This is a genomic window from Gilvimarinus sp. DA14 (assembly GCF_024204685.1).
Classification (GTDB): domain Bacteria; phylum Pseudomonadota; class Gammaproteobacteria; order Pseudomonadales; family Cellvibrionaceae; genus Gilvimarinus.
This window is the reverse complement of sequence record NZ_CP100350.1, coordinates 3,605,092-3,622,936: the sequence shown is the minus strand read 5'-3', so window position 1 is coordinate 3,622,936 and position 17,845 is coordinate 3,605,092. Positions and strand designations below refer to the sequence as shown.

The 17,845-nt window shown below is 52.5% G+C and carries 13 protein-coding genes; 1 reads left to right on the top strand and 12 read right to left on the bottom strand.

The features are described from left to right. Positions 1-24: 24 nt before the first annotated feature. The 9 genes from NHM04_RS15860 to NHM04_RS15820 all read right to left on the bottom strand — a co-directional run bounded on the left by NHM04_RS15860 (position 25) and on the right by NHM04_RS15820 (position 10,672). Positions 25-1,152 carry an HlyD family secretion protein gene (locus NHM04_RS15860; RefSeq protein ID WP_254264732.1) on the bottom strand — a complete coding sequence of 376 codons (1,128 nt, stop codon included), beginning with the start codon at positions 1,150-1,152 and terminating at the stop codon, positions 25-27. Continuing rightward, complete coding sequence (locus NHM04_RS15855) at positions 1,145-2,695, bottom strand: efflux transporter outer membrane subunit (protein WP_254264731.1); 1,551 nt, start codon at positions 2,693-2,695, stop codon at positions 1,145-1,147. Before NHM04_RS15855 ends, NHM04_RS15860 begins: the two co-directional genes overlap by 8 nt. Continuing rightward, a complete protein-coding gene (locus NHM04_RS15850) occupies positions 2,688-3,791 on the bottom strand; it encodes an AI-2E family transporter (protein ID WP_254264730.1) in 1,104 nt (367 codons plus the stop codon). The genes NHM04_RS15855 and NHM04_RS15850 overlap by 8 nt, the downstream gene beginning before the upstream one ends. A gap of 290 nt (positions 3,792-4,081) precedes the next feature. Continuing rightward, complete coding sequence (locus NHM04_RS15845; RefSeq protein ID WP_254264729.1) at positions 4,082-4,783, bottom strand: hypothetical protein; 702 nt, start codon at positions 4,781-4,783, stop codon at positions 4,082-4,084. 152 nt (positions 4,784-4,935) lie between these two features. After that, entirely contained in the window at positions 4,936-5,901 is a 966-nt protein-coding gene (locus tag NHM04_RS15840; RefSeq protein ID WP_254264728.1) for a class 1 fructose-bisphosphatase, read from the bottom strand. A 363-nt stretch (positions 5,902-6,264) separates the two neighbouring features. Beyond that, on the bottom strand, positions 6,265-7,032 hold the full coding sequence (tpiA, locus tag NHM04_RS15835) for a triose-phosphate isomerase (RefSeq protein WP_254264727.1): 768 nt from the start codon (positions 7,030-7,032) through the stop codon (positions 6,265-6,267). A gap of 285 nt (positions 7,033-7,317) precedes the next feature. Further along, complete coding sequence (locus tag NHM04_RS15830; RefSeq protein ID WP_254264726.1) at positions 7,318-8,016, bottom strand: LytTR family DNA-binding domain-containing protein; 699 nt, start codon at positions 8,014-8,016, stop codon at positions 7,318-7,320. Beyond that, entirely contained in the window at positions 8,007-9,071 is a 1,065-nt protein-coding gene (locus NHM04_RS15825) for a sensor histidine kinase (protein WP_254264725.1), read from the bottom strand. Before NHM04_RS15825 ends, NHM04_RS15830 begins: the two co-directional genes overlap by 10 nt. Continuing rightward, positions 9,068-10,672 carry a serine hydrolase gene (locus tag NHM04_RS15820; protein WP_254264724.1) on the bottom strand — a complete coding sequence of 535 codons (1,605 nt, stop codon included), beginning with the start codon at positions 10,670-10,672 and terminating at the stop codon, positions 9,068-9,070. Before NHM04_RS15820 ends, NHM04_RS15825 begins: the two co-directional genes overlap by 4 nt. Positions 10,673-10,860: 188 nt before the next feature. Here NHM04_RS15820 and NHM04_RS15815 point away from each other — a divergent pair, with 188 nt between their 5' ends. After that, positions 10,861-11,388: a YgjV family protein gene (locus tag NHM04_RS15815; protein WP_254264723.1), complete on the top strand. Its 528-nt coding sequence runs from the start codon at positions 10,861-10,863 to the stop codon at positions 11,386-11,388. 257 nt (positions 11,389-11,645) lie between these two features. Here the strand turns inward: NHM04_RS15815 and NHM04_RS15810 are convergent, their stop codons facing one another. The 3 genes from NHM04_RS15810 to NHM04_RS15800 form a co-directional block, all read right to left on the bottom strand. Then, positions 11,646-12,980, bottom strand: coding sequence for a GGDEF domain-containing protein (locus NHM04_RS15810; RefSeq protein WP_254264722.1), 1,335 nt, complete (start codon positions 12,978-12,980; stop codon positions 11,646-11,648). A gap of 157 nt (positions 12,981-13,137) precedes the next feature. Then, the gene (locus tag NHM04_RS15805; protein ID WP_254264721.1) at positions 13,138-14,292 is read right to left on the bottom strand and encodes a glycoside hydrolase family 5 protein; all 1,155 of its coding nucleotides are present in this window, start codon (positions 14,290-14,292) and stop codon (positions 13,138-13,140) included. 91 nt (positions 14,293-14,383) lie between these two features. Further along, entirely contained in the window at positions 14,384-17,833 is a 3,450-nt protein-coding gene (locus tag NHM04_RS15800) for a response regulator (protein WP_254264720.1), read from the bottom strand. Positions 17,834-17,845: the final 12 nt, after the last annotated feature.

The following is a 17,845-nucleotide window of genomic DNA, read 5'->3' as shown; positions in this document are numbered from 1 at the left end:
GCTGATCCGCGCGGCTAAACATAATCAGTAGGCGTAGGTGAGGATGCTATGCAAGCGAATATACAGTTTGCCCAGCAGTGCCAAAAAGCCGTGCCCTTCGGCGTAGGCAATGACCGATGCCTGCCCACCAATGCGCAACTGCTGAATGGCATCGCCAGGCAGGGACTCGGCAAACTCGACCTGCACCGGAAAACGCTGCGCCTGGCGCAACCAGTCGCGGTTGTTTTGCACGCTGGGCAAAGCCCCCGCGTGGGTCGGCTGGCCGGCGCTAATGCCCACCCCAATACTTCTAATGCGGCCCTTAAGCACTTGCCCGGGTAACGAATCCAAAATTATTTCAACCTTGGTGCCCGGCTTTAAATGCCCGAGATTATTTTCGGTAAAGTCCGCACTGATCCACACATCTTCAATTGCCACGAGCGTCAGCACCGGGCTGCCCGTGCCGGCAAACTGACCCACCTCAGCGCGCAAGTCGGTCACCACGCCAGCGGCTTCGGCGGTAACAGTGGTGTTGTTTAAATCCAGAGTGGCTTTATCCACCGCCGTTTGGGCGGTTTGTAACAGGGTATTGTTATCGGCAGAGTCGCCACCTTTTTGTTCAATGGCGCGCTGAATATCGGCGCGAGCCGCCGCGACCTGAGCGCGCGCCTGCTCCAGGCTCGCCTCGGACATTTCCAGGCGCCGTGCTGATATAGTGCCCGGATCGTTTTCACGCAGACGCTTTAAGCGCTTGTAGTCCTGTTCGGCCTTTAGCTGTCCGGCTTCGGCGGCGCGCAAGCTCGCGCGCGCTTTTTCCACGCCGGCATCACCTGCGGCAACCTGATTTTGGGTGTTATTTAAATTGGACTGCGCCTGCTGCAAAGCAATTTTGTACTGCGACTGATCAATGGCAAACAGTTTTTCTCCCGCCTCTACACGCTGATTATTGTCGACCCAGACATCGGTTAACACCCCGGCAACTTTGGGCGCTACGCCTACCACATACCCCTGGACCCGCGCTTGCGAAGTGTAGGGAGTAAAGCGATCGGCCAGTAAATGCCACAGCAGAGTTAACAACACCACGGCCAGCACAATGATCGCCCCGCGGGATACGGCCTTACCTGCGCTGGGCGACTCAGCCGCAGTGGGTTCTTGATTGGCAGGTTCAGTCATTGGGGTTTCCTTGTTCTGGCGGGTAATCTAATGGAGCCTCTAGTAAATCGCCCCAATCGGTGCGCTCTTCAAGAGTTTCGCGAGTCGCAGCCGGCACAATGGTGTCAATGCTTGCCTCTTGCCAGCCACCGCCGAGCGCCTGATACAAACCAATCACCGCGGCGATATGATCACCGCGATTGGTGACCGCACGATCGGATTGGCGAAAGGTGGAGGCCTGGGCGTCAAGGACACGCTGGAAGTCTGAGTAGCCCTCTTTATAACGGCGGGTAGCGATTGCCAACGAGCGCTCGGCCGCGGTTAGTGCTTCGTCGAGTATTTGCTGGCTGGCCTGGGTTTGCGCCACGCGGTTGGCGGCATCATCTATTTCGCGGGCGGCATTGAGCACACTGGCCTGGTAGGCCTCCAGTGCCTGCTGCAGGCGAGCGTCTTGCACACGCACATTATTTTTAATGCGCCCGTAGTTAAAAATGTTCCAGCTGAGCGAGGGGCCGGCGGCAAAGCTTAAGACGTCATCAACAATGTCAATGTCATTGCCCGACCACCCCACAGTGCCAAACAGCGACAGGGACGGGTACAAATCCGCTTCGGCCAGACCCACCTGCGCCGACTGCGCGGCGGCCTGCCAGGCAGCGGTGCGTACATCGGGGCGGCGCACAATTAATTGCGCGGGTATACCCGCCACCGTCTGCGCATCTACCTGGGGTAAACGGCTGTCAATATTATCCAGCTCGGGCAAATCGCCAGGGCCGCGATTGAGCAACGCGCTTAAAGCATTGCGCTGTTGCTGCAGCGCTAAACGCAAACCGGGAATGGTCGCTTTGGTGGATAAATATTGTGACTTGGCTTGCTGTAAATCCAGCTCGGAATCTTGCCCCTGTTCGTACAGCTGCTCGGTAATATCGTAGCTGCGCTGCTGCAGCTTTAAATTGTTCTGGGCAATTTCAATACGCTGTAACGTGGTTTTAATGCCGTAGTAGAGGCTGGCTACTTGCGAGGTTAACAGCACTTGGGCATCGCGGTAACTCGTCAGCGAGGCAAAATAAGCTGCATCCGCCGACTCGACACCACGGCGAAAACGCCCCCAAAAATCCATTTCCCAGCCGATATTAAATGCCGCTTCGCTGGTGGTGAAATCACTGTAGTCTCTACCGCCACGCTTTTTGCCCACATAAGCGCCCTGCGCCGTTATCTGCTGTACCTGTGGGTACTGGGCGCCTGTGGCAACACCGAGCAGAGCACGACTTTCCAAAATGCGCAAGCCCGCAATTTTTAAACTTGGGCTTTGCGCTCTCGCCTCACTCATTAGCTGATTGATTACCGGATCGTTAAAACGCTGCCACCACTGACTTAAATCCGTAGCCGGGGCGTCGCTTTGTATTTCGCCGTACAGCTCCGGTTGCCAATCGGCCAGCCATTGCACCTGCGGCTCTTGAAAATCTGGTCCCAGTGGCGCACAACCCACCGCTGCCAAACAGACGGCCAGCGCGAGCGCTGCGCCTTTACTACCCGCTCGCCCGCTTCGTTGCGGTAAGTTAGCCACGATCCTCTAACTCTCCTTGCACTCTGGCGGCTTTCTCTTCCAAGCCCTTACCTTCGTTCACCCAAGCCATAAACAGCTGGTAACTTACGGCCAGTACCACTGCGCCAATAAACAAACCGATTAAACCGCTGACAATCATGCCCCCTAATGCGCCGAGCAAAACGACCGGCATGGGTACGGCCAGCCCTCGCCCGAGCAACATGGGTTTAAGCACATTGTCAGCCAGACCTGCGACAATCAAATATATGGTAAGCACGATATTGGCAACCATGGAGCCGTCACCGGCCATCCACATCCAGGCCACCACAGGTATCACAAAAATAGCGGCGGGCAGCTGTACAATGCCGCACACCAGTACCGCCAAAGCCAATAAACCGGCCGCGGGAATACCCGCCAGCATAAAACCCACACCCAACAATAAGGCTTGAATAAAAGCCACACCGATGACGCCCACGGCAACCGAGCGCACGGTTGCCACACTTAAAATATGCAACTCGTCGCCCGTTTCAGGACCGCAAATACGATTAAAAATACGGCTAGTGGTTTGCGCACCGGGTTTCGCGTAGGCCATAAAAATACCGGCGACAATAAACGCCGCCAAAAAAGCCAGCGAGGTGGTAAGCACATTGCCAAACAGGGACATCAGGTTGTGAGCGAAATCCCGGATTTGTTGCTCGTGAGCCACGGCAAAGCCGTGAAAATTTTCCGAGGCGGCGCGCCAGGCGGTGTCCACCCGCTCACCAATAATGGGCCAGCCAGCAACATTGTCAGACGGCTCGGGCACACGCAGCGAGCCTGCAATAGCCTGGTTGTATATGCTCAACACATGGTCCACCAGAGACACACTCAGCATCACCGTGGGTGCGCCTATTACCAGCACGATCCCCAGTACCAGGACTGTGGCGGCACGCCCCTCTTTGCCCCCCAGCTTGGGAACCAACTTGGCGTGCACCGGATATAGCGCGATGGCCAAGATCATCGCCCAGAGCATCAACCCCAAAAACGGGCGCAGATAGGTAAATGATAAAAACACCAACAGGGCGATCAGACCCAAGCGAATTGCCACATCAATAATGGGAGAGGAGGTAGGTTTCATTGCGGTTGATTCATCCCTATCAAGAGTTCAATTTTTTTGTCAACGCCGCCACCGGGGAGTCAATAAAAATGACGCGCGAACGCGAGATTATAAGAGTAAGTGCGCTAAAGCTTACGCGAAGTCAGTAAGGCGTTTCCAGCACTAATACATTTTAAGCTCAGTATAGCGCCGCTTTATGACCACCGGGTAAACGGTGGTTGGCGCAATCCCTAGCGCACGCTCTGCGTCGCAGGCCCAAGCAAAAAAGCCGCACCTTGCGGAGCGGCTTTTTAAGGGCGTGCTAACAGCGCTTATTCGGCGTGAGTCACTTCCACAGCCACCATGGTGGTCATGGTAGCGACCAGTGCATCGCCTACATCGGCCAGCTTCAGGTTCTCGGGGTTGCGCGCGGTAAATTGACGCACCTCGCCGTCTACGTTGCGCAGTTTGAAGGTGCTGTCTTCCAGGTCGATAGCCTCAATCATAAACACGCGCACTTCACTTGCGCCGGCAACCATACCCGGCAGCTCACCCTGCTCGGCGCGCTCGGCAATTTCCACCAGGCCTTCGCCGGCTTCCATCCCCTCGCCATCTATCACCTCAAGGGTTAGCTGGTTCAGGTACTCAGCAACGATTTGATCACCCACTTGTACCTGATCGAGATTCTGCACTTCGTCACCAGCGACGAACGTCATTTCGCCGTTCTCGCCTGCAAGGGTTACTTCGCGGGTTTCGTGATCAATAGCGGTTACTGCGGCGGTGACGATCTCTGTCTCGGTGAGGGCGATAAATGCCTTATCTTTTAGATCGCTGTCTTCTGCCATCATATCTTCGGCGGCGTCGGTCATTTCGCTCACCTGCTCGGCGGCCGGTTCAACCACCTCTTCCTCGACCACGGTAACAACTTCTTGCGCCGTCTCGGCGGCATCGTCCTGGCTTTGTTCGCTGCATGCGGTTAATGCACCCATTGCAATAAGGGCGGCCAAGCTGGTGACAGTAGTAATGGTTTTCATACAATCCTCTCCAATGGATATAACTGACAGGGCCCGTGGGAACGGGAAAGAAAGAGAATTGAGTATAAAGACAATAGAGCGTCAAGAAAAGTTAATTGCAGTAGCGGCGCAGTTACCCGTGTTTGTACTGCGCCGCTCGCTGTTTTTTGCGCTTACTGCTGCGCCTGAAAGTACTCTACCTCGGCGCCAGACCCGAGAATAACCGGTACGCGCTGGTGCAGGCTTTCGGGCGCCACATCTAAAATCGCCTGCGCCCCAACCACCGCCTTGCCACCGGCGTTTTCCACCAACAGCGCCATGGGATTTGCCTCGTACAGGAGTCGCAATTTGCCGTTATGTGTTTTGCTTTGTGTGTTGGCGGGGTATAAAAAGATGCCGCCACGCATCAGTACCCGATGTACATCGCCCACCATGGCGCCGTTCCAGCGCATATTAAAATCTTTGCCCCGCGCCCCGGTGCTGCCCGCCTGTAAATCGGCGATATAAGCTTGCGTAGCGGGCGACCAATGGCGTTGGTTGGCCATATTGATCGCGAACTCCTGGCATTCGGGGGCAATATTCAACTCGTTTTGGGTCAGTTGATAGGCGCCCTGCTCAGGCACCAAGGTGAACAGCCGCGACGGGCCGCCAGTGGTTAATGCCATTTGCGTTGACGGGCCATACAGCATGTACCCCGCACACACCTGCTGGCGGCCGGGCTGGGCAAACTGCTCGGCGCTGTCGCAGGCGACTTCGTCGCGCGCTGGGTACACAGTAAAAATAGTGCCTATCTGACCGTTAATATCGATGTTGGAGGAACCATCCAGCGGGTCAAAGGCCACAATGTAGGCCCCGCCATGGTTGGCCGCTACCACATTATCTTCCTCCTCCGAGGCCAATGCCCTCACCTGCGGCAGTGACAGTAGCGCTTCTTTAAGCATGTCATTGGCGATAACGTCCAGCTTTTTTTGCGTTTCGCCCTGCACGTTCTGCTCGCCGGCGCTGCCCAGCACACCGGCAAGCGCGCCCAGGCGCACCTTGGCGGAAATGTCCGCGCTGACGCTGGCGAGCTTTAGCACCAGCTGGCCAAGTTCGGCCGGAGTATTGTCATCGGTGAGTTGTCTGGCTAAATCAATCACAGCTGCTTCCTTATTTATCTCGCTTATTATCTCTTTGGCGTTGTTGTTCGTTGGCGGTGTAGTTTCTGCCTAGGGCCTGTTAACACTAATTAGATGCGCCTGCGGGAAGCCCCTGTTTTGCAAACAAGTGGTGTTTCCAGCTAGGCGCCGTGAGCGTAGTTTGGTAACTCCAAATAAGCGATCGGCAACAACGCTGAGGGCAAAACTGGCTCCAGCCCCTCGGGTTGCGGCTAAAAATCCGCCACTCTGTGTTGCTCGTCGTTCATTTGGAATAACCAAACCACTCTCCTCGCGCCTTGATTGGCAAATTTTTAGTCGCAACAGGCTGCATCTAATTAGTGTTAACAGGCCCTAGTTATTCAGTTACTCGCTGGGCGCCACATCATTAGCGATCGAACAGATTTGAGTAAAGTGTTCCGGGTCCAGGCTGGCGCCACCCACCAGCAGGCCATCCACATTGGGCATGGCCAACAGTTCAGCGGCATTATCTTTTTTCACGCTGCCGCCGTAAAGAATTTGCACTTGATCGGCAGACTCAGCGCCGAGAATTTCGATCAACTCCTGGTGAATATACTCGTGCACCTGTTGCACCTGCTCGGCGGTCGCCGCCTTGCCGGTGCCAATCGCCCACACCGGCTCATAGGCGATACACAGACGTTTACCTTTTAATTCCAACCCAGGCAGCGCCTGATGCAACTGGCGGTAAAGAATATCATGGGTCAGCCCCAGCTCGTGCTGCTGATTGTTTTCTCCCACGCACAGAATGGGCATTAATCCCGCGGTGAGCGCGCGTTCGATTTTAGTGTGGCAGGAAGCATCATTTTCCAAAAATACCTGGCGGCGTTCGGAATGACCAATTAAACAGAAGCCGCAGCCCACCTCTTTGAGCATTTGCGCCGAGGTCTCACCGGTAAAAGCTCCGGAGGCAAACTTACTGACATTCTGACTACCCACCATGATTTTGGAGTTGCGCAAAAAGCTGACCATATCGCTGATATAGACATAGGGCGGAGCAATGCCAATTTCAGCCTTGAAGCTTTTTGTCAGAAAAGAAGCCACCGAGGTACAGATAAGATCCGTACCGCCGTTTAGTTTCCAGTTTGCTACCACAAGCGGCGCGCGTTTTTTCATTTACCAGAATCCTCAATTCGAGACTTTGCCAAACCACATAAAATAATTGGGCTTACCAATTTAATTCTATCTGAATTTATTGGCCTATCCAAACCCAATTTTAATTTGCGCCATATATTAGGGGATAATTGGTTAACAATCAGCGCAGAATAAGCGGAAACGGCTGTAGTTACGCATATTTTGCAAAAAAAGCCTCAGCAAGTGCACGAGTTTTAAACACCCGAGAAAGACGCAAAGCAGGAAACCGATTACATTATTTGTCACACAATTTGGCCTTACCAAAAGTCACAGAGACCACAAGCGCCGAAATTCGACACTCTGGCGTTTTGAAATAAGCACTTCGAGGCTGTTCTCAAGCGTCAGCGCGAAACCACCACTGAGCGCAGGTTCTATCGTCTCAATGTAGGCGGTATTAATAATCCAGCTGCGACTGGCGCGAAAAAACTGCGAGCTATCGAGGCGCTCGGCGATAGCACTGATAGGCCGATATACCGAGGGCGCTGCGTCGGCCAGATGAACCTTGGTGTAATTGCCCATAGCTTCAAAAGCGTAAACATCGGTGAGGCTGACAAAAAAACAGCGTTCACCGTCTTTGATAAAAATGCGATTGTCGGATTTCAGCGGCTGCGGTTGCTGGCGGTTTTTTTGCACCTTGGCCAGCGCCGCAGCCAAACGCTCCTGGCGCACAGGCTTGAGTAAATAATCCAGTGCGTTAACTTCAAATGAGCGCACGGCATATTCATCAAACGCGGTAACAAAAATAACCTGGGGCACGCTCGCGGCCTGTTCTAATACATCAAAGCCACTGCCATCGGGCAAATCAATATCCAGTAACAACAGATCCGGCGACTCCCGTCCCAGCAGCGCTACCGCCTCGGCCACGGTGGCTGCTTCCAGCACGGCTGCGGTGTGCCCGAATTCGGCCAGCTGCTGCTTGAGCTCGACACGTGCCAGGCGGCTGTCGTCGACAATGGCTACGCGCATGAGGCGGACTCCGCAGGCAGGGATACCATCACCCTGACACAATCGTGATCTTCCCCTGAGGTACGCTGATACTCCAGCTGTGCAACTTTGGCCGGGTACATTAAGGCCAAACGCCGCTCAACATTGTGCAAGCCAATGCCCGGTTTGGTTTCAATTGCCTTGTCGCTGTAGTGTGGGCAGGGGTTTTGTATTGTAATCAACAGCGTCTCGTCCTCTTTTTTGATCTGCAGCAGTATCTCTCCGCCCCCGGCCAGCTTACTAATACCGTGCTTGATGGCGTTTTCCACTACCAGCTGCAGCAGCATGCGCGGAATTAAACACTCACGTGCGGCGAGTTCGACCTCAGGGTTAAAAATAAGCCTGTCTTCATAATGCAGCTGACACAAGGCAATGTATTCGCGCACTATTTCCAGCTCTTCGGCGAGGCTGACTTTGCTGCTGTTATCGCGCTGTAAATTGTAGCGCAACATATCCGCCAGCTGCGCCAGCGCTTCACGGGATTTGGACGGGTCGTGCAAAATCATCGCGCGGATATTATTGAGCACATTAAACAAAAAATGCGGGCTTAACTGTTGAATCAGGACGTCTAACTGGCTGGAAGCTAACGCCTGATTCATTTCCCGCAGTTGTCTGGTTTTTATGATGGTCAGGTAAATAGCACTCCACAGAACCAGTGCGGTAATCATGTTAGCCGCATTGCCCCAGAACACCATTTTAAATACCAGCCACTGCTGCCCGGGCGCTATTGGGTCGGTGATACCGGCGGCCGATAAGCCGAACACACACAGCATAAGCACCAAACCGGCAAAGCAGCCACCCACTACCGACTGACAGAATAAATACAGCAACTGCCAGTAAATCGCGGTGTGGTACAACCAGCGTTTAAATCCCAAGCGGATCAGATGTGAATAACAGGCTGCGGCGCCTATCAACACAGCACCGTACAGATACTCAAACGGAGTGAAAAAAGCCTTAAGAGAAACGACAAAGGTAAGACCGATGTATAAGGCCAACCAGCCCAGCGCCTGATAAACCGGGTAAAAAATACTGTTCATGGTGTTGTCAGCATGGGTGCCAGCGCCTCAGCCCCTAGGGGGATGGACTGGTTATTCAACAGCACCATCGCCCGCGATCCGTCCAGGTAAAAGCCGATAATGCTGGTAAAGCCCGCGGTCATGCCGCCGTGCCAGGCATAGGCGCGCCCCTGGGCATCTTCGCCCAGCATCCAGCCGAGCGGATGCGTACAGCAGGGCCCTAACTCAGAGGCAGGATTGAGCATAGTGGCAAGCAGCGCACTATCATCCCGCGCCAGCTGCAACATTGCCTGCAGGTATTTCACCATATCAGGCAGGGTAGCGACCACAGCGCCGGCGCCAGCGAGCGCGTCAAAATGCCAAGCTGATACAGGTTTATCGGCTACGTTGTAGCCTTGAACCAAATTGCCCTGATCCCCTCGCGCCGTTAAAGCCACATAAGCATCCTGCATTTGCAATGGTGCAAATACCCGGTGTTGCAACAGCTCGGCGAAACCAACACTCGCGCTGCGCGCCAAAGCCTCGCCCAAAATGCCATAAGCGAAATTAGAGTACTGATACCCATCGCGCTGCGGGTTCAGGTCTTGCAGCGCCGCGTGCAGCTCGGCCTGGCCATAGTCGGCGTAGGGGTCGGCAAAAGTTTCGGGTGTTAGAGCGAGATTAGCCGGCAGGCGCGGCAAACCGCTGTGGTGGCTGGCCAAATCCACCAGCCTTAGCTGTGCAGGGACATCCGGCCAAAAGTCAGCGACTTGGCTGTCACTGTTTAAACGCCCCTCAGTCAGCATTTGCGCCAGCACATAGGCGACCATGGTTTTGGTGTTTGAGCCTATCTCGTACTGGGTGCTGGCATCGTGATCGGCGTAGTAGGTTGTTTCAACATTTGCGCGGGTAATCACGGCTAGGGCGCCACCGTGCTTACCCGCCTGCGGCTTTGGGGAGGGTACTTGCGCCTCCTCTGCCAAAGGCGTTTTTTTAAAACTGAGGGGGCGCTCCATTCCCTGAGTAAAGGTGCCCCGGTAAGCACCATCTTTAAATTCGCCGCTGTAACTGGCGTGAATCAAGGGCGAGGCAAAACTGACACGCGCAGCATTGATATCGACATCCGTTAGCGGAATGTTGTATGAATGCTGCGCCGGGCTATCCAGGGTGCCAATGTAGCCTGTAGGCAGAACCGCAATATTCAATTGCAAAGGCAGCGCGGTAGCCCCATCGATCAGCAGCTCGCCACTGTAACGGCCCTCAAACGTTAAGCGCTCACGATCGGCCGCAGTCAGTGGCTGCAAGGTAATTTTGACTGACTTGCCCTGGGTAAACTTACCCTTTAAAACACCTGCGTTTAACTCGCCGCTGAAACTGGCATTTAACTCTTGGTCGGTAAAAGTAACCTTGTTGCCGCTCAGGGCAAATTCGCTAGGGACCCGGCCGAACATGCTCTGATTGGGGCTATCCAGAGTAAGCTTGCCGTTTTCAATATTGATACCCAGCACCAGATGCACGCCCTGAGGAAACTCCAGCAGTCCGCGCCAGCGGGCGTTTAGCTCCTGCGAATAATCGGCCGCCATCGCCGAGCCGGAGCAGATTGCAAGACATACCGCTAATAAAGGCTTAAGAAATAGTTTCATGGTTTAACCCTCCTTGTGTATCGAGCCCCTACAATACCGCCGCCAGTGTTGAAACACTGGTAATTTATGACCAGCGGGGCGTCTGCAGGTCGAGCGTCCTGGAGCAACCGCCGTGTAACCCAATGGCGGAACAAGCGCGGTTCTGGTAAACTTGGCGACCTTTCTTCCTCATATTATAAACCCCCGCTATGACGTTTCCCGAACTCGACCTTGCCCAGGCCGTGGGCTTTGTCAGCTTTGCGTTGGGCATTGCCTGTTTTTATCAGCGCGATGACCTGCGCTTAAAACGCATTATGGTGGCCATGAATTTAAATCATGCGCTGCATTTTGCCCTGCTTGGCGCGCACACGGCCGTAGCTAGTGCGTTGCTTTCGCTACTGCGCACAACCCTTGCGCTGCACACCAGCTCTAAACTGGTGGCCTTTATCTTTATTGCGGTATCTTTGGCCTGGGGGATTTATTTGTCCGATGCCTGGTACGACCTCTTCCCTATTCTGGGCACCTGCATCGGCACTTACACGGTATTTTGCTTAAGTGGTATTGCGATGCGCTTTGGCTTTTTGCTGGGCGCCTGCTGCTGGCTAACCAACAATATTCTGGTGGGCTCAATCGGTTTAACGCTACTGGAAATAACCCTGATTGCAGTCAATCTTAATACCATTCGACGCCTATACCGCGAGAGAAAATCTGCTTTTAAAACTGTCTGCGACCGATAAGCCGGAAAGCGCTTTATCAATAATACTTTGCGAACTTATTAGAATGGCCGTGACAGTGCCGATAAGGCCATTCTTAACAGGACTTTTTCGCATCTGGCCTTAATGTTTTGATCGAGCCGACAGCGCGAAGTGAAAAAATCAAAAACCTTTAATTTTTTGTAACGCCAACTACCGCGACTTTAGGCGATGCAGCGGCGATTTAACTTGGCGATTACTGTCGCCCCAGATGTTCCGGGCTCTCTTACCAAGCTCACGCATTAACCACTCACAAGCTTTGGTGGTGCGAGGGTTTCAGCCAACATCACCCGGTTGCGGCCCGAGGCCTTGGCCCTATAAAGCGCATCATCGGCCTGTTTGAAAAGCTGATCTAAATTATTATCGCTAAGGCTAGCCACGCCAAAACTGGCGGTGACGTGTACTGCCCCACCAATCAAAGTATTGGCCAAACGCCCGCGCAGGTTTTCCGCGACAGACTGCGCCTGGAGCAACTCAGTATTAGGGCAAATCACAATAAACTCTTCGCCACCCCAGCGGGCCACTAAGTCAGTTTGCCGCACACTGTGAGAAAAGGTGTCAGCAACCACTTGGAGCACCTTATCTCCCATGTCGTGACCATGCTTATCGTTGATCTCTTTAAAATGATCAATATCCACCATAATTAGCGACAGGGGTGTGCGGCTATCTCGCCACTCGGTTAAGCTGCGGTAGAGCGCTTCACGCACACCCAGGCGATTCGCCACGCCGGTAAGACCGTCGGTTTTGGCAAGCTCTTCGAACTTCCGGTTCTTGACGTTGAGAAGACCATTAATCTTTTGCAACTCGGCTTGGTAGCGGGCGTTTCTTTGCAGGGTTATCTTTAAATTAATGATCCGGATCAATAACACCAATACGATAGCGAAAATCCAGGTAATCAATAACACGCGATATAATGTCGCCTGGGAGATAACGGGCCCGCTCCAAGAAATGCTATCAAGCTTAAATTGATGTTCGCCAGAACTTACATCGGAACCAGTTTGTATCTCAACAAACAGCACATCGTTAAAATCAGGGTGAGACAGCGGCATCGGTATACTTTTAGCGGTTATCCACCAGTCTGCAACCGAGAAATCCTTCAGCTTAAATGTAAACGCACCGCGGTTAAGACTTTCTACATCCAGCTCGGCACCGTTGTACTTAGTTGTGGTTAAATCACCGACCTTATAGTACTGAGGATGGCGGTTGCGCAAGTACAAACGCACGTTGTTGGCGTTACCCTCGTACTTCAAATTAATCGTCATTGACTCGTATACCGACAAATCTAAACCTTTGCCTTCTGACCCTATTAAATCAATTTGGTAGCTGCAAAAAGGGTCTGCAAAACCTGATCGCAGACTACAGTGCCAAGCGTGATCACTTCCCTCGACTGCGGTGGCCTGACTGTTTCCACCGATAACAGAATCACTAAACAGGGCGGTATTAACTTCGGATAAAGGCAATTGATACTGACGTGTTATCCACTGTTTGGGCACAAACAAAACGGCTACTGACATAATCGCCAATAGCGCCAGCCCAAGGTCGGTGGGTGAAAGATAATCGCGCAGTTTAGATGCCATTCATTAATAGCCTTTGGGGCGATTTGCTTAATCAAGGTTAGCTTAGATGATGCTCATTATAATGCATAATGCGCCACGCCGTTTATACGCTTTATACATAAGCCTGGGCCGAGAGGTTAAGTTGGTTATAAAACCTCACAGCACTGTTGCAAAAGCCCTACTGATTTAGCTCGTCGAGGGTCTGCTTAAAAAACATGCCCTGTTCAGAAGGGTTAAAGTCCCAATCGTCGATAAGCGTCGGAGACCAGTCCGGGTCGAACACCCAGGCGGTCCAGCTGATATCCCTTGCCGCCATAAACTCCACCACGCGCGGCCCATAAGTTCCCTCGTTGTGAATGACCGGCACATGGGCGCCATAGCCATCTTCTCGCACCCACCCCAGCTCTGTTGCCATCACAGGGTAAGTCTCGGCCACAAAGCCCCACTGTTTTTGCCAGGCATCGAAGTAGGCTTGTTTGGTGTCCTGCTGGGGCTTGGCCTTTTGCGGGTAGGGATGAATGGCATAGGCGATGCCGTCGCGGCGCACTGGCTGCTCGGGGATAAAGCTGAGGTCGTAGGCCCAGTTAAAGCCACTTACCAGAGGAATCACGTTCTGATCGTAGACATAGATCAAGTCAATCAACTCTTCGTGAATGGCGCGCAGCCCCTCCCAACTGGCTTTACCTAATGATTCGGGGCCGTTGCCAATAAAGTCGTGGGTTGGTTCGTTGTACAACTCGTACACGGCCATAGTGGGCACCCCGCGATAGCGCAGCGCCACCTGCTGCCAAAATTTTCGGGTTTCAACCATGGTGGTTTCGTACATGGGGTGCTGATAAAGGCTGGACTGAATATTCCCAATTACGTGCCAATCGAGAATAATATAAAGATCGTTCTGATTGGCCCAGTGCACCGCTTCGTCCAGACGCTGGAAATACCACGCTTGCCCTTCACGCCGCCACGCCATGGGGTGAATAGGTATGCGCACGGTATTCGCACCCCAGGCGGCGATTTCGCTGAAAAGCCTTTCACTCCACTGATCGTTATAGGCGAGCTTGGCGGGATCAGCGATATTAACACCGCGCAGCACCACCGGCTGGTTTTGTTCGTTGACGACTAAGCGGCCGTCTACATGCAGCATACTTTGCTGCTCGGCCAGGCTGTCGGCATCAAACGCGGTGGGGTAGGGAATGTTCCAAAACTCTTCGGCAGCCGCCTGCTCGGCGGTAAAACCGTGATTTTGCTCCAGGGTATTTGAGGTTGGACTTGTCGAACAGGCTGTGCTTATGGCTGCCAACACTGCGATGATAAAGCAAGCAAAGAATGATTTCATGGGCATGTCTCTCCGTAACGTATGTCGTTGTTTTTTTAACTGCGCTGCAAACCCTCGCGCTTAGGCAATATAACAACCGCTGAAGATACTGTCATTGTGCTTGCGCATCGGCTAATACCGCACCGATTAACACTTCTAAATCGTGGGCTAAAGGTTCCAGGTTAACGCTGCGTCCTTCGCGAAAGTCTTCTTCTATTTGCTCGGCATGGCGATAGACTTCCATCAACCCCATGGTGCCAGTCGTGCCCTTAATGGTATGAACCAGTGCCGCCAGGGCTTCCGTCTCTGTAGTCTGACGCAACATTGCAGGCCAGTCTTGATGCCGCTGAGAGAAATTGCGCAGCAGCTGTAAAATCATGCTCTCATTGCCGCGAAAACGCCGTAGCATTTCTTGCGGATTGACGCCCATTGCTTTAAACAGTGGCGCCAGAGCATCTGGCACGGGTTGCGCCGTTTCTGCGGCAGACGGTGTGATTTCTGATTCTGGCTCTGTCTCAAACCATCGCCCCAGCAGCCTCAATAGCTGCTCGACATCGAAGGGTTTACCCAGATGGTCATCCATACCAGCCGCCAGAGCCTGCTCAACGTCCTCATTCAGAACCGCGGCTGTGAGTGCGACCACCAAGGTATTGCCATAGCCTGGTACTTTTCTTAAACGACGACATGTTTCAAAACCATCCATTTCAGGCATGTGTAAATCAAGCAGGATCACATCGTACCGACACGCCTGAATTTTGTTGAGAGCCTCAACACCCGATGAAGCCACGTCTGCGTGTAAACCTGCGTAGCCCAAAAGGGTAAGAGCAACCTCCTGATTTAACAGATTGTCCTCTACCAGCAGAATTTTTTTCTCGCGTATGAGCTGTCGCACACTTTCGCTAACCGCCGGAAGAGTACCAACGCTGGGCCGGCTAGAACGTAAACGCATGGGCTTATCCGCGATGGCGTTGTATAAAGTGGATGGCAATACCGGTTTTGTAAGAATCGGAGTCTCTTGCTTTTTTTCTCGCTTCAGCTGGTCCATCAGCTTTTCTTTGTTGTAGGCAGTTACCATCATAATCTGGCTGGCCAGCTCATGATTCGGTGTAAGCGCTTGCAAACTTTTTAGTAGCTCCACGCCATCTTCTTCACCCAATTTCCAGTCGACAATAACCAGGTCGTAGCCCTCGCCGCCTAAAGAACGCTGGTAGCTCGTTACCGCTTCCTCGACAGAGCTAACGCAATCTGACTGCATACCCCAGGCGGTCAGATAACTTTGCATAATTTCATTAGAGGTGTCGCTGTCATCCACTAACAGCGCTCTTTTTCCAACCAAACCACCAAAGCTTGGCCGCTCGTGGGAATCCACCTGCATTGGCACGTTAAAATAAAACTCACTGCCCTTGCCCACCGTACTCAAAACACCGATGTTACCGCCCATAAGCGTCACAAGCTTTTCGCAAATAGAGAGTCCTAATCCTGTACCGCCGTACTGACGCTCGGTCGACTCGTCCGCTTGATTAAACTTACCGAATATTGTTTCGAGCTTCTCAGGTTTAATCCCAACGCCACTGTCTTTGACTGAATAACGAACCTGCTCCGTCCCCTCGGCACTAAACTCTCGGGTGACTGACAACAATATTTGTCCCTGCTCGGTAAATTTATTCGCATTACTCAGCAAATTATTTAACACCTGCCGCAACCGGTGCTGATCACCCTGCAAGGTCGATGGCAAAAGCGGGTCAATCCAGGTGTGTAACGCCACACCTTTTTTAGCCAGGTTAACTTCAAACAAGTTGACCACATCAGAAACCAAACTTTCAGGGTGGTAGGGCTCGGTTACAATACTCACCTTGCCCGCTTCCAGTTTGGAAACGTCAAGTATGTCGTTCAATATTGCCAACAGGGACGTAGACGCCTGGCTCAGTTTACCCACGTAGTCGCGCTGTTTGTCATCCAAAGGTGTCTGTTTAAGAATTTCGATAAGCCCGGTAATGCCATTCATGGGGGTACGAATTTCATGGCTCATATTGGCGAGAAAACTACTTTTTGCCTCCGCAGCAGCCTCGGCCTGTTTCGTGCGCAGTTTGAGCTGCTCATTAAGGATTTCAACCTGAGCTTTAGCCTGTAGGATTTGGGTCAAATCCGTTGCAATGGCAATAACGCCTGCCACTTTTCGGCCCCCACCTTCACTATTTTCCCAATTTGGGATTAAATAAATTTGCAGATGAGATTCGCCTGAATTGCGAACTTCCTTCTTTTGAAAGCCGAGCTCTTCACCGGCTACGCATTGATCAAAATAGGACTGTTCGTTGTAATTGATCAGCCTATGCAAAGAGATATCTTGATCGGTGCCAGGCGCCAGCTGCAAATATTCACGAAAGCTTTTATTGGCATAAACGCACCGTCTGTCAGAGGTCCAATAACTCACCATATTAGGCAGGGACTCTGTCAAGGTGAGAATAAACTCATTGCGACGCAGTAAATCTTGGGATTGTTGCCACTGTGCATACCGCAGCTGTGAGGCGCTGCGAAGCAATTTGTAGTAATACCAAATGCCGATAATCAACAGCCCCAAAAAAGGCAAGAGCACAGCGGCCGACCGTATCGCAGCCGCTTGCATTCGCTGTGAGATTACAGCGCGGGGTATAGATGTTAACAAGTACACCGGCTGAAAACTCAAACCGGCTACATTCGGAGAGTTATCAAGAGAGGGGGCAACTTGACTCCAGGCCCACATCCCAGACTTACTCGAAATGTCGCTATCTCCAGCTTGCATAGCGGCCCACAGCTCAGGCTCATCAGTTTTAACGGAGTGGTTATTGCCAAGCAAATGGCCCCAGGTTTTTGCGCTATCGGCTTGCATCAACCAATTGCCCTGATGGTCGGCAAGAGACAAGTTCACATAGTCTCGAGACAGCGGCAGCAAGCCGTCATGGATATTAAACAGCAAGTTGAAAATAAGATATCCATGATCAACACCGTGGATAGACGGCAGACGAATCGCGTAACGTACAACAGGTCTTAATGGACGTTCCAAAAGCCCATTTTCAACATTTAAATCGGGCTGAGATACATAGGTCTCGTAGGGATTTAACTCTAAAACTTTTTGATGATAAGGGCGGGTAGACTTATTTTGTAAAACATCGGGGCTTAATTCGCGTATTCCGAGCGTGTCAGCAATAATTTTTATCTGCTCACGCCCGTCAGGTAAAATCCAGCGCACCTGAAAATACCTAGGGTTGCGATAAACAAGCGAGTACATCGCCAGGGAGAAATTATGGCGCTTAATGGATTCATCGCGAGCTTCAAGCGCTGTTTGCACCATCGGCTCCCGAGCCATTCCGGTTAAATGCTGAGCAGGCAAAGATAAAAGCTCGATCAGTTGCGAACGACTTTCCGCTTGGTAGATGTCCATTTCCCGCTGCAACGCGTTACGGATATCTCGAGCTCCAAGCTGATAGGTTAAGACTGTAATGGCACAAAAGAACACACTAGCCAGTGAAAGAGCCCACCACAACTGCCGGGTAGAAACCCGATCCAAGCCTTTGCGTTCCGCCATGTAATTGCCCTA

Bases quoted from the DNA above. Each gene is read 5' to 3' on its own strand.
- NHM04_RS15860 (WP_254264732.1), bottom strand. From the start codon at position 1,152: ATGACTGAACCTGCCAATCAAGAACCCACTGCGGCTGAGTCGCCCAGC.
- NHM04_RS15850 (WP_254264730.1), bottom strand. From the start codon at position 3,791: ATGAAACCTACCTCCTCTCCCATTATTGATGTGGCAATTCGCTTGGGT.
- NHM04_RS15845 (WP_254264729.1), bottom strand. From the start codon at position 4,783: ATGAAAACCATTACTACTGTCACCAGCTTGGCCGCCCTTATTGCAATG.
- tpiA (WP_254264727.1), bottom strand. From the start codon at position 7,032: ATGAAAAAACGCGCGCCGCTTGTGGTAGCAAACTGGAAACTAAACGGC.
- NHM04_RS15830 (WP_254264726.1), bottom strand. From the start codon at position 8,016: ATGCGCGTAGCCATTGTCGACGACAGCCGCCTGGCACGTGTCGAGCTC.
- NHM04_RS15825 (WP_254264725.1), bottom strand. From the start codon at position 9,071: ATGAACAGTATTTTTTACCCGGTTTATCAGGCGCTGGGCTGGTTGGCC.
- NHM04_RS15820 (WP_254264724.1), bottom strand. From the start codon at position 10,672: ATGAAACTATTTCTTAAGCCTTTATTAGCGGTATGTCTTGCAATCTGC.
- NHM04_RS15815 (WP_254264723.1), top strand. From the start codon at position 10,861: ATGACGTTTCCCGAACTCGACCTTGCCCAGGCCGTGGGCTTTGTCAGC.
- NHM04_RS15810 (WP_254264722.1), bottom strand. From the start codon at position 12,980: ATGGCATCTAAACTGCGCGATTATCTTTCACCCACCGACCTTGGGCTG.
- NHM04_RS15805 (WP_254264721.1), bottom strand. From the start codon at position 14,292: ATGAAATCATTCTTTGCTTGCTTTATCATCGCAGTGTTGGCAGCCATA.
- NHM04_RS15800 (WP_254264720.1), bottom strand. From the start codon at position 17,833: ATGGCGGAACGCAAAGGCTTGGATCGGGTTTCTACCCGGCAGTTGTGG.